General features: G+C 67.0%; 11 protein-coding genes and 1 tRNA gene. 3 read left to right on the forward strand and 9 right to left on the reverse strand.

Features of this window, described 5'->3' with window-relative positions; all coding sequences use genetic code 11:
- Positions 1-50 precede the first annotated feature (50 nt).
- The 8 genes from BXA11_RS16700 to BXA11_RS16735 form a co-directional block, all read right to left on the reverse strand.
- A complete protein-coding gene (locus tag BXA11_RS16700) occupies positions 51-791 on the reverse strand; it encodes an amino acid ABC transporter ATP-binding protein (protein ID WP_076435498.1) in 741 nt (246 codons plus the stop codon).
- Positions 788-1,627 (reverse strand): amino acid ABC transporter permease, encoded by an 840-nt coding sequence (locus BXA11_RS16705; RefSeq protein ID WP_030510072.1) that lies wholly within the window; start codon positions 1,625-1,627, stop codon positions 788-790. The genes BXA11_RS16700 and BXA11_RS16705 overlap by 4 nt, the downstream gene beginning before the upstream one ends.
- Positions 1,624-2,517, reverse strand: a complete 894-nt coding sequence (locus BXA11_RS16710; RefSeq protein WP_051762086.1) for an ABC transporter substrate-binding protein — start codon at positions 2,515-2,517, stop codon at positions 1,624-1,626. The genes BXA11_RS16705 and BXA11_RS16710 overlap by 4 nt, the downstream gene beginning before the upstream one ends.
- 110 nt (positions 2,518-2,627) lie before the next feature.
- Positions 2,628-3,110 (reverse strand): MarR family winged helix-turn-helix transcriptional regulator, encoded by a 483-nt coding sequence (locus BXA11_RS16715; protein ID WP_076435500.1) that lies wholly within the window; start codon positions 3,108-3,110, stop codon positions 2,628-2,630.
- A gap of 35 nt (positions 3,111-3,145) precedes the next feature.
- The gene (locus BXA11_RS16720; RefSeq protein ID WP_239104841.1) at positions 3,146-3,967 is read right to left on the reverse strand and encodes a YceI family protein; all 822 of its coding nucleotides are present in this window, start codon (positions 3,965-3,967) and stop codon (positions 3,146-3,148) included.
- Positions 3,964-6,531, reverse strand: a complete 2,568-nt coding sequence (locus tag BXA11_RS16725) for an MFS transporter (RefSeq protein WP_204053507.1) — start codon at positions 6,529-6,531, stop codon at positions 3,964-3,966. Before BXA11_RS16725 ends, BXA11_RS16720 begins: the two co-directional genes overlap by 4 nt.
- A gap of 163 nt (positions 6,532-6,694) precedes the next feature.
- Positions 6,695-7,186 carry a YajQ family cyclic di-GMP-binding protein gene (locus BXA11_RS16730; RefSeq protein ID WP_030510067.1) on the reverse strand — a complete coding sequence of 164 codons (492 nt, stop codon included), beginning with the start codon at positions 7,184-7,186 and terminating at the stop codon, positions 6,695-6,697.
- 54 nt (positions 7,187-7,240) lie between these two features.
- Entirely contained in the window at positions 7,241-7,723 is a 483-nt protein-coding gene (locus BXA11_RS16735; protein ID WP_076435502.1) for a GNAT family N-acetyltransferase, read from the reverse strand.
- 148 nt (positions 7,724-7,871) lie between these two features.
- On the opposite strand from BXA11_RS16735, the gene BXA11_RS16740 reads away from it, so the two are divergent.
- Together BXA11_RS16740 and BXA11_RS45935 are read left to right on the forward strand one after the other, a co-directional pair.
- A tRNA-Tyr gene (locus BXA11_RS16740) sits at positions 7,872-7,956 on the forward strand.
- Between the two features lie 957 nt (positions 7,957-8,913).
- Positions 8,914-9,609, forward strand: coding sequence for an NsdA family TPR-like regulatory protein (locus BXA11_RS45935; RefSeq protein ID WP_483237918.1), 696 nt, complete (start codon positions 8,914-8,916; stop codon positions 9,607-9,609).
- Here the strand turns inward: BXA11_RS45935 and cutA are convergent.
- Positions 9,575-9,928, reverse strand: a complete 354-nt coding sequence (cutA, locus tag BXA11_RS16750; protein ID WP_342202084.1) for a divalent-cation tolerance protein CutA — start codon at positions 9,926-9,928, stop codon at positions 9,575-9,577. The two genes, BXA11_RS45935 and cutA, sit on opposite strands and share 35 nt — an antisense overlap.
- A gap of 135 nt (positions 9,929-10,063) precedes the next feature.
- Here cutA and BXA11_RS43160 point away from each other — a divergent pair.
- On the forward strand, positions 10,064-11,418 hold a 1,355-nt coding region (locus BXA11_RS43160; protein WP_159454793.1), incomplete at its 3' end, for a tetratricopeptide repeat protein.

Raw genomic sequence — 11,418 nt, forward strand, 5'->3', positions numbered from 1 at the left:
ATACGCCGTCGACGTACCGACGTTGTTCGGCGAAGGGGGCGCTCCGGGCGTCAGACGCCGGGGTGCAGCACCCGGCTCAGGAACTCGCGGGTCCGCTCGTGCCGCGGGTCGGCGATGACCTGCTGGGGCGGCCCGTCCTCGACGATGACACCGCCGTCCATGAACACCACACGGTCGGCGACCTCGCGGGCGAATCCCATCTCGTGGGTGACGACGAGCATGGTCATGCCGTCCTCCGCGAGCTTCCGCATGACCGACAGCACGTCGCCGACCAGCTCGGGGTCGAGGGCGGAGGTCGGCTCGTCGAACAGCATCAGCGAGGGGTTCATGGCGAGCGCGCGGGCGATCGCCACACGCTGCTGCTGGCCGCCGGACAGCTGGGGCGGGTAGGCGTCGATCTTCTCCAGCAGGCCGACCTTCTCCAGGTTCTCCCGGGCGACGCGGTCGCACTCGTCCTTGCGCCGCTTGAGCACCCGCTCCTGGGCGATCGTGACGTTGCGCCGCACGGTCAGGTGGGGGAACAGGTTGAACTGCTGGAACACCATGCCGACGTGCCGCCGGGCGGCGTCGATGTCGACGTCGGGGTCGGTCAGGTCGACGCCGTCCACGACCACCGTGCCGGAAGTCGGCTGCTCCAGCAGGTTCACGCAGCGCAGCAGCGTGGACTTGCCCGAGCCGGACGGCCCGATCACGCAGACGACCTGGCCGCTCTCGACCGTGAAGTCGATGCCGCGCAGCACTTCGAGCGTGCCGAACGACTTGTGCAGGTTCTTGATCTCGACGGTGCTCATCGGCCCGCTCCCTGACGCGCTTCCATCCGCCTCGCGACATACCCGAGGGGAATCGTGATCAGCAGGTACGTCAGACCGGTCGCGAGGATCGGTGTGGGGTTGGCGTACGTGGAGGACTGGTCGTTGCCGAACTTCGCCAGCTCCACCTGGGCGGCCGTGACGCCGAGGATCAGCACCAGCGAGGAGTCCTTCAGCAGCATGACGAGCTGGTTGGTGAGCGGCGGCAGCACGATCCGGATCGCCTGCGGGATGATGATCGAGATCATCGCCCGCATGTGCGGCATGCCGAGCGACCGCGCCGCCTCCATCTGCCCCTTCGGCACCGCCTGGATGCCCGCCCGGAAGTTCTCCGCCATGTACGCCGCCGAGACGACGCCGAGCCCCAGCGCGGCGCTGCCGTACACGCCGCCGGGGAGTTCGAAGCCGGGGAACGCCAGCGGGAGGCTGCCGATCATCAGGAAGATGAGCAGGATCGGCAGGCCACGGAAGATCTCGATGTAGGTCACCGACAGCCACCGGTAGGGCGCGACCGAGGACAGCCGCATCAGGGCCAGCACCAGGCCCAGGACGAAGCCGAGGGCGAAGCCCGACAGCGTGTAGATCACGGTGTTGCGCAGCGCCACCGTGAACAGGTCGGGCAGGCCCTTGCCGGCGACGTCGAGGTTGAGGAACGACTCGCCGATCGCCTTCCAGTCGGCCAGCGCGGCCAGGACGACGAGGATCACCACCAGCACGGCGTACTGGACGGCCCGGCTGATGCGCTGCTTCTTGCGCGGGCTGAGCCCCTTGCGGGGCTCAGCTGGGGAGGGCGCCTGCTGCTCGCTCACAGCACTCATGATCCGGCGGCGGGCGACTCGGTTCCGGTCTCGGCACCCGAACCACCGCCGGACGCGCCGCCGGGCTCGGTGCCGAACCACTTCTTGTAGATCTCGTTGTAGGTGCCGTCGGACTTGGCGGCCGCGAGGACCTCGTCGACGACCTTCTTGAGCGCCGTGTTGTCCTTCTTCATGCCGATGCCGTACTGCTCACCGGTGTCGAGGCTGGCGACCTGCTCGAACTTGGCGCCGACGTCGGACTTCTTCAGCCAGGTCAGCACGACCGGGAGGTCCTGCACGATCACGTCCGCCTGGCCGGTCTGCAGGCCGAGCAGCTCCTTGGGCGAGTCGGCGAACTCGATCGGCTCGAAGCCCTGCTTCTTGACGTAGTCGAGGCCGGTCGTGGACGCCTGAGCGCCCAGCTTGAGGTTCTTGGCCTTGACGTCGTCCAGCGAGGTGATCCCGCTGCCCTTCTTGGCCATCAGCGCCTGGGTGGCGTCGAAGTACGGCTCGGAGAACAGCAGGTTCTGCTGCCGCTCCGGCGTGATCGTCATGCCGGCGGCGGCCACGTCGCACTTGCGGGCGTTCAGTGCGGCGCCGCTCTTGATCGCCGCGAAGTCGATGTCCACGATGTCCTGGGTCACGCCCAGCTTCTTCGCGACCAGGTCGACGATGTCCACGTCGAACCCGACGACCTTGTCGCCCTGGTTGAACTGGAACGGCTCGTACGGGATGTTCGTGCAGGTCGTGATCTTTCCGGCGTTCACGAGGGCGACACCGCCGGGGGCGGCCGAGGCCGTCGCCGTGCCCGAGTCGGCGGAGTCGCTCCCGCACGCGGTGACGGTCAGCGTCGCCGCCAGAGCCACCGCCCCGATGCTCGCCGCTTTCCGATAAGTGGACCAGGGAGCCACGCCGGCCTCCTTGCTATGGTGCGAAAACGTCTGAGGCGCAGTTTAAGCGTCCCTTATGACGGATTGGCCACTGCATGGGTTGTAGCCCGTAACGTGCGTGAAACCTGATGTCAGGGATTCAGGCCTTCCGTGAGTATGTTGAACCGTTCGAGCATCCGCGCGAGCAGCCGTACGTCCTCCTCCGGCCAGGCGGCCAGCAGCGTGCGCAACTGGCCCTCGCGCGCGGATCGCGCGTCGTCGAGCCGCCTGCTGCCCTCGGGAGTGAGGGCCAGCAGGTGGGCCCGGCCGTCCTCGGGGTCGGGACTGCGGCTGATCAGCCCCAGCTCCTCCAGCACCTTGAGCTGACGGCTGATCGTCGCCCGGCCGACCCGCAGGTAGGCGGCCAGGTCGCTGGACCGCATCGGCGAGCTCTGGTCGATGCGGACCAGCAGGCCGTACGCGCCGGGGTCCAGCTCGGGGTGCACCTTGCGCCCCATCCCGACGGAGAACGCCTTGGCGCGCCGGAGCAGGATGGCGAGCTGCCGCTCCACCGCGCAGTACGCCTCGTGTTCGCCGGCCGTGGGCGGTCGGGGAGCGATCTCCGCCTCCGTCATGGCCTGCCTCCTCCTGACTGCGTGTGGCAGGGGGTTTACCCGCGCACCGCCTGGATGTCCAGCTCTACTTTCAGTGTCGCCCCGATCAGCGAGATCCCCGCCTGGACGACCTGGTTGTAGGTCATCGCGAAATCCTCGCGGCGCAGCTCCGTGACCGCGCGGAACGCCGCGCGCAGCCCGCCCCACAGGTCCGGTCCCGTGCCCAGGTAGGTCATGTCGAGATCCACCGGGCGGCTGACGCCGCTCAGCGTCAGCACGCCGTGCACCGTCCAGCGGTCCGGGCCCGCCGCCGACAGCCCGGTGCTCCGATAGGTGATCACCGGGTGCACCGGGACGTCGAGGAAGTCCGCGGAACGCAGGTGATCATCGCGCATCCGGCTGCCCGTGTCGATGGATTCACCGACGATCTCGGCGACCACGGACGACTCCTGCGGCGTGGCGCCCATCTCGATCCGGCCGGAGAACTCGGTGAACCGCCCTTGCACGCTGCTGAGACCGAGGTGCCGGGCCGTGGCCGAGATCTTCGAGTGTTCGGGGTCGATCGTCCACACGCCGGGCGGCGGAAGCTCGGTGCCGCCCTGCCGGGCCAGCACCAGCGTGCCGGCCTCGGCGGCGCCCGAGGCGGTCGCGATCGCGGTGGACGCGGCGGGCGCGTACCCGATCGCGGTCGCGACCACCGTGTAGACCCCCGGCGGCAGCGGGGCAGTGACGACCTGCCCGTCGGCGTCCGCCTCCGCCCGCGCCACCTGGTGGCCGACCGTGTCCGTCACCGTGACGACCGCGTGCTGCACGGCCCAGCCGTCCTTGCTCCTGACCAGGGCGTGCAGTCCCCTGGGCATCGTCTCGGAGACGCTCATCGCTCGTGTCCCAGCCACACGTCGTACGGCTCGTCGCCCTGGCCGCCCAGGTTCAGCGTGCTCGCCACGGGCGGGTAGCCGCTCGCGACGATCGTGTACTGCCCGCCGGTCAGATCGGTGAAGGCGTACTCGCCGTCCTCGCCGGTGGTCGCCACGCCGACCACGTTGCCGGCGGCGTCGAGCAGCGTGACCCTGGCGTCGGCCAGCGGCACGCCGTCCTTGACGCGGACCGTGCCCCGCACCCGCGCGCCCGGCAGCAGCACGACGTCGTGCCGGGTCTGGCCGGTGCCCAGCACCTCGATCGGGACGGCGGCAGGACGGTAGGCCGCGCCGCTGACCGTGAGCGTGTAAGTGCCGGCCACGATGCCGGAGAAGGAGAAGCCGCCCTGGGGGTCGGTCGAACCGCTGGCCACGACCTCCCCGCGGACGTCGGTCACGACGACCACCGCGTCGGCGACCGGCGCCCCGTCCGCCCCGCGTACGGTGCCGACGAGCCGGCCCGAGGCGGCGAGCACCATGTCGAAGTCGACCGGCTGGTCGCCCACGACCAGCGTCGCGACCTGCGGCTCCCGGTCGCCCGCCGACGCGATCAGCACGTACGTCCCGCTGCCCGGCGCCTGGAGCGCGTAGCCCCCGTCGTCCCGGGTGACCGTACGGCCGAGCTGGTGGCCGCGCACGTCGATCAGCGTGAGGGTGGCGCGGCCCACGGGCATGCCGTCCTGGCCCTTGACGAACCCGCCGATGCCCACGCCGCCCGGCTCGTGCGTCTCCATCGCGAGCGCGGCGTACGGCTGGGCCTGCTTGGCGGTGAGGACCTGTGCGTTCAGGGGCTGTGCGTTCAGGGGCTGCGTGGCGGCGTGGCCGTTCGGCGAGGCGAACTCGGGCTCGGCCGTGATCGGCCGCTGCAGGTCGTGCTGCTGCCTGTCGCGCTGGGCGTGGCGTCCGGTCACGGCGCCGTTCCGCTGGGGGGCGATCTCGGGGTCGAGGGTCTCGTCGGTCTCCGTCGCGTCGGCGCGGACGGTGATCGCGCTGGTGCGCAGCGGGACCTCCTTGATGAACAGCACGGCGATCAACGCCAGGAGGCTGAGCGGGGCCGCGTAGAGGAACAGGTCGCCGATGCCGTGGCCGTACGCGCTCTCCACCGCCGTGCGGATCGGGGCGGGCAGCGCGGAGAGCTTGGGGATCGCGCCGCTCTCCTGGCCGGTGCCGCCGTGCACGCCCAGCGCGGCCAGGGCGTCCTCCAGGTAGTGCTTGACGCGGTCGCCCATCAGGGCGCCGAGGGCGGAGACGCCGATCGCGCCGCCGAGGGAGCGGAAGAACGAGACCACCGAGCTGCCCGCGCCGAGGTCCTCCGCGCGCACCTGGTTCTGCACGGCGAGAACGAGGTTCTGCTGGCTCATGCCGATGCCGATGCCGACGCAGAACATGAAAATCGCGACGAGCCAGTAGTCGGTGTCGTACCGGAGCGTGCCCATCAGGGCGAACCCGGCAGTGAGGAAGAAGGTGCCGGAGACCAGGAAGACCTTCCAGTGCCCGGTGCGAGTGATGATCTGCCCGGAGACCGTGGAGGAGATCGCCAGACCGAGGATCATCGGCAGCGTCATCAGACCGGCCACCGTGGGCGTTTCGCCCCGGGCGAGCTGGAAGTACTGGCTGAGGAAGGTCGTGCCGCCGAACATCGCGACGCCGACCAGCACGCTGGCGACCACGCTGAGGCTGACCGTCCGGACCCGGAACAGGCGCAGCGGGACGATCGGCTCGCTCACCTTCGACTCGACCACGAGGAAGAGCAGCGCGAGCACGACCGCGCCGCCGACCATCGCGCCGGTCTGCCACGACAGCCAGTCGTACTTGTTGCCGGCGAAGGAGACCCAGATCAGCAGCAGCGAGACCGCGGCGGTGATCAGCGTCGCGCCGCCCCAGTCGATGCGCACGTCGCGCTTGAGGACCGGCAGGTGCAGGGTCTTCTGCAGCACGATCAGCGAGAGGACCGCGAACGGCACGCCGACGTAGAAGCACCAGCGCCAGCCGAGCCACGAGGTGTCGACGATGAGGCCGCCGACGAGCGGGCCGCCGATCGTGGCGACGGCGAAGACCGCGCCCAGGTAGCCGGAGTAGCGGCCGCGCTCCCGCGGCGAGATCATCGCCGCCATGATGACCTGGGTGAGCGCGGTGAGGCCGCCGGCGCCGAGGCCCTGGATCACTCGTGCCGCGATCAGCATGCTGGGGTTCTGCGACAGACCGGCGATCGCCGAGCCGATGACGTAGACGGTCAGTCCGAGCTGGATGAGGATCTTCTTGCTCATCAGGTCGGCGAGCTTGCCCCAGATCGGGGTGGACACCGTCGTGGCGAGCAGGGTCGCGGTGATCACCCACGTGTAGGTGGTCTCGTTCGCGTGCAGGTCCGCCGTGATCGTGGGGAGCGCGTTCGACACGACGGTCGACGACAGGATCGCGACGAACAACCCCAACATCAGCCCCGAGAGCGCCTCCAGGATCTCCCGGTGCGTCATCGCGGGGGCCGCCGTGCCCGGCGGCGTCTCCCTGGTCATCGCAGTCGCCATCGAAGTCCTTCCGCGTGTGATCAAACTTAGTTTCCCTAAGCAATCATATATTGATCGTTGCTTCGGGCAACCAAATAGTCGTGGCGCGGAGGTGTCCGGAAACGACGAAGGCCCCGAACCCGCAGGTCAGGGCCTTTCCGTCAGTGTCGTGCTGTGACGCGTCTCACCGGTAGTTGACGAACTGGAGGGCGATGTCGAGGTCCTTGCCCTTGAGTAGGGAGATGACCTGCTGGAGGTCGTCCTTCTTCTTGGAGCTGACCCGGAGCTCCTCGCCCTGGATCTGCGCCTTCACGCCCTTGGGGCCCTCGTCCCGGATGAGCTTGGAGATCTTCTTGGCGTTCTCCTGGTCGATGCCCTCCTTTAGGGACACCATCAGGCGATACTCCTTGCCGGACAGCTTCGGCTCGCCCGCGTCAAGGATCTTGAGGGACAGGTTGCGCTTGACGATCTTCTCCTTGAAGACGTCGAGAACCGCGTTGGCCCGCTCCTCGCTGTTCGCCTTGATCTCGATGTCCTTCTGCCCCGACCAGGAGATGCTCGCGCCCGTGCCCTTGAAGTCGAAGCGGTGCCCGACCTCCTTGACCGTCTGGTTCAGGGCGTTGTCGACCTCCTGGTGGTCGATCTTGCTCACCACGTCGAAACTGCTGTCGGCCATCGGTGTCCGTGTCCTCTCTCCGTTGCCCTTCGAGATTAGTGGGCCCCGATGTGATCAGAGGTCTTTCCTCATGACGACGCGGGGCGACACCTCTATGCCGAGGGCCCGCTCATGCTCGATCAGCGCGGTGAGCTCCGGCCCCCACTCGTGAGGTTGTACGACGCGGAAGCCGCGCCGGGCGTACCAGGGGGCGTTCCACGGCACGTCACGGAAGGTCGTCAGCGTCACCGCGGCGGTATCCGCGAACGTTCCGGCCGCCGCGCAGACGGCATCGAGGAGCCGCGTTCCGATCCCCTGGTTGCCATGATCGGGATGTACGGCGATCTGGTCGAGGTGGGTCAGGCCGTCGACCACCCCGAGCAGGGCGAACCCCACCGGCGGCCGACCGGCCACGATGACACGCCTGGGATCGACGCACTCTTCGACGACCGTGGTGCCCGGCGGGAAGACGATGCCGAGCGGCACGAACATCCCGTCCGCCGCTCTCTCGATCTCCGCCAGCGCCGCGAGATCCGCCGGCTCGGCCTGTCTGATCACCGTTCCACTATGACCGGTGGACCGCCGCGCCCGCTTCCGGGTTTCCGGGACCCCCGCCCGCCACGCGAGGGGTGAGCCGGAACCCATGTCACGTCCACCCGGGAAGTCCGCTATTCTTCTACCTGTCGCCGCGGCGAGCGGAAGACAAGGCAGGTTGCCCGAGTGGCCAAAGGGAGCGGTCTGTAAAACCGTCGGCTCAGCCTACCCAGGTTCGAACCCTGGACCTGCCACCAGCAGAACAGCAGCTCAGAGGCCCTCCGGGGCCTCTTCTGCTTTCCGGCCCTGTGCAGCCGTAGGCCACTGCTAGCCCCCGTCTGTCGCCGGTCCACCAATATGCATGCAATGATCTTGGGCGCGTTTCCGCAGGTCGCACCGCGCTTTTCGGCCTTGTAAGGGCGACGAGACGAGCCTACGAAACGGCGAAAGGGTCCCGGCTGGCTTCCGGGACCCTCTGGACTTCGGTGATCACGCTGATCGCAGGTGCTCCGCGATCCACTGACGGCCGGCTTCCCAGCTCGTGAACTGTTCTAGGTGCTCCCCGCTCTGGGCATCGAAGACGTGATACCGGCGCTTACCGTCTTTGCCCAGACGGATCAGGTCGTAAGAGCCATCGTGCGAGCGGTACCACACGCACTCGCTACCGTCGGCGCGACGTGAGGTAGGTGATGCGTGCGTATACGCGTACTCACTAACCGTTGTGTCTGACATGCGGTGGATCGTATCTCTGCCTTCTGCCAAGGGGAGGGATGCGGAGAGTCAGGCAGCCAGGGCGTCATCGATCCTCCGGCTGGTGAGAAGCCCGGTCGGATGCTGGCTCGCGACCGCGGCGTCGTCACTTCTTGAACAAGGTGCGACCCCTCCGCTCCCCGCCCGGATGGACCGACGAACGATGCTGCTCCTCGCGGCCGGAATGACCGCCGAAACCGCGGCCTCTATCGCGGACCCCTGGGAACGCCTTTCCCGTGCGCTGAGGGGACCGCAGATGCTCGACGACGACACCATTGAACGACTCGAAGCGCGCACCATCGGATTTCACCGGCTCGAATACGTCATGCCTGCCCGAGCCATCTACCAGGGGCTAACGACGCACATCAACGAGTTGAGCACCCTGCTTCAAAGCGGCCCGCCCGAGCGCTACCGGCGTCGCCTGGCGGCAACAGCCCGGCGAAGCCGCAACGCTGGCGTCCTGGATCGCCTGGGACCTCAAGCAGCCCGCACAGTCGGCCTCATTCGAGCGCGTCGCCGCCCTGGCCGCCGAGGAGAGCGGGCACCGCGTCATCCAGGCATGCACGTACGCCTACCGGTCGTACGCTGTCAGCGGCCCCGAGGCTGTCGAGCACATCCGACGCGCCCAGCAGTTCCTCCCGGCCGAGGGAGATGACGCGACCCGCGCATGGTTGCTGGCCCGCGAAGCCGAAGAGCTGGCCGCACTCGGCGATGGCCAGGCGGTCGAGCTGTTGCAGCGCGCCGAGGAAGCCCACACACGAGCCCGGCCCCACCGCGAGCGCGCGTGGACCCGCTTTCTCGACGCCGGACGCATGGCCGCCTTCCAGCTCTCGACCTATGTACGGCTCGGCGACGAGCAGCACGTGACAGAGGCCGGCCAAGCCGCCCTTGCAGCTCTCGGCCAAGACGAGGACCAGAAGCGCGCATCCGTCGTCTACGCCGACATCGCACAAGCACAGCTCCAACTCGGCGACGTGACCGAGGGAGTCGCCTACGCCCGCCGCGCCCTCGAAGCAGCCCAGCGCACCGAATCCACCTGGGGCATGCAACACCTCGCCAAGGTAGAGAAGGCCCTTGCCGCCCGGCCCGACCATGCCGCCCGAGAACTACTCGGCGACATCCGCGCTACTCGCCGTACTCTGGGGCCGTCTCCCGCCTGATCCACTCCAGGTAGTCCGGCGTCCCCTGCACGATCGGCACCGCCACGATCTCAGGCACCTCGTATGACTGCAGCTCACGCACGCAGGCCGCAAGGTCATCGAAACGGTCAGTGGTCGTCTTCATGAGCAACAACCACTCCTCCGCCTGCTGGACCTCACCGGCCCACCAATATGTAGAGGAGATAGGCGCCACGACCTGCGGAAAAGCCGCGAGTCGGCGCCCTACAACCTGCGCAGCAATGCGGTTCGCTTGGACCAGGTTCGGCGCGGTGACTCGAACCTCTAGATGATCACTCAACGCCATCCCCCATTCAGTCATACATGAGTCTTCTTGCACAAATACCCCAAACGCACATCAACTACGATGCGATTGGCGTGACCGGGATGGAAGAAGCTTGGAAAGAGTCATCAAGGAAGCTTATCCTCGTTCAAAAGCCGCCGTGGAAGGGTGAGTATGAGCGGTATAGAGCCAGCTGGAGAGGCCGATGCCGACATCTTCGCCAAGATCGGCGATCTTAGACAGTGCGGTGACATCGCAAATGCCCTACTCTTGGCCCAGAATGTGTATTCAAACGCGCCGAAAAGCGCACAAGCATTCATTGAGCTTTTGCATTGCCTTATGGCTGCTCATCGGGAGTCCGAGGGCCTCCAGTTGCTCACACAAAAAGCGAAGGATCGGCAAGTTAGCGATCAATTGCTGGCATTGCATATTGCTGTGTTAAGTAGGCTGCGACGATTCGAAGAGGCTATTGCAATCGGCTGCGATGCAATAAAAGAACACCCAGAATGGCGGCTTGTGTGGATAGCGCTAGGGCGAACATTTCTGGACTCTTCTCGACCGACAGAAGCCTTGCAGTATATAGTTGAAGCCAGGGATAGCACTTGGCACGATTGGCGCGGGGCATACTGGCACATCGTCGCTCTCACTCGGTTGTGTCGATACGAAGAAGCTGAACGGATTGCTGGGGAACTAATAAGACGTCACCCCACGCAACCGCGAGCATACCTAGCCCTTGGTGAGGTCCTGATAGAAAGCGGGCACTACGCGCGGGCCATACATTGCCTCGATCACGCTCTGCAGATTCAGCCCTCCAATTCGCAGGCTTGGAGCGAAAAGATAGAAGCGTTGCGGCGCTCGCGCGATTTTCTTGCGGCCGCAGAGGCGGCAGTTGCAGCGACCGCGCAATGCTCCAACAGTGCTCGGATATTAGTTGCGACCGCCTGGCTACATAGTGCACAAGACCACGAGGACCAAGCAGTCGAGGAAGTCGAACGCGCCCTGGTCATCGACCCCCGCTACCCATGGGCCTTACGCAGCCGTATCGTCTTCCTGCGCAGGGCACGGCGCTATCAAGAGGCTCACCAGGCCGCCACCGAAGCGCTCCAACACCACCCCGACGACCCCGACCTGTACGTCACCATCGCATGGCTACACAGTGCGCAAGGCAACTACGACCAGGCGGTCGCCTCTACCCAACAAGCCTTGACCGTCGACCCCCGCCACTCATGGGCCTTAAGCAGCCGAATTCTCCTCCTGCGCATGGCACGGCGCTATCAAGAGGCTCACCAGGCCGCTAGCGAAGCGCTGGAACACCACCTCGACGACCCCGACCTGTACGTCGCCATCGCCTGGCTACACAGTGCGCAAGGCAACTACGACCAGGCGGTCGCCTCTACTCAACAAGCCCTGGCCATCGACCCCCGCCACGCCGGAGCCTTACGCAGCCGTATCGATTTCCTGCGTTTTGCCTGGCGCTATCAAGAGGCTCACCAGGCCGCTACCGAGGCGCTGCAACACCACCCCGACGA

It is taken from the genome of Microbispora rosea (assembly GCF_900156315.1).
Classification (GTDB): Bacteria; Actinomycetota; Actinomycetes; order Streptosporangiales; family Streptosporangiaceae; genus Microbispora; species Microbispora rosea.

Bases quoted from the DNA above. Each gene is read 5' to 3' on its own strand.
- BXA11_RS16700 (WP_076435498.1), bottom strand. From the start codon at position 791: ATGAGCACCGTCGAGATCAAGAACCTGCACAAGTCGTTCGGCACGCTC.
- BXA11_RS16705 (WP_030510072.1), bottom strand. From the start codon at position 1,627: ATGAGTGCTGTGAGCGAGCAGCAGGCGCCCTCCCCAGCTGAGCCCCGC.
- BXA11_RS16715 (WP_076435500.1), bottom strand. From the start codon at position 3,110: ATGACGGAGGCGGAGATCGCTCCCCGACCGCCCACGGCCGGCGAACAC.
- BXA11_RS16720 (WP_239104841.1), bottom strand. From the start codon at position 3,967: ATGAGCGTCTCCGAGACGATGCCCAGGGGACTGCACGCCCTGGTCAGG.
- BXA11_RS16725 (WP_204053507.1), bottom strand. From the start codon at position 6,531: ATGGCGACTGCGATGACCAGGGAGACGCCGCCGGGCACGGCGGCCCCC.
- BXA11_RS16730 (WP_030510067.1), bottom strand. From the start codon at position 7,186: ATGGCCGACAGCAGTTTCGACGTGGTGAGCAAGATCGACCACCAGGAG.
- cutA (WP_342202084.1), bottom strand. From the start codon at position 9,928: ATGACTGAATGGGGGATGGCGTTGAGTGATCATCTAGAGGTTCGAGTC.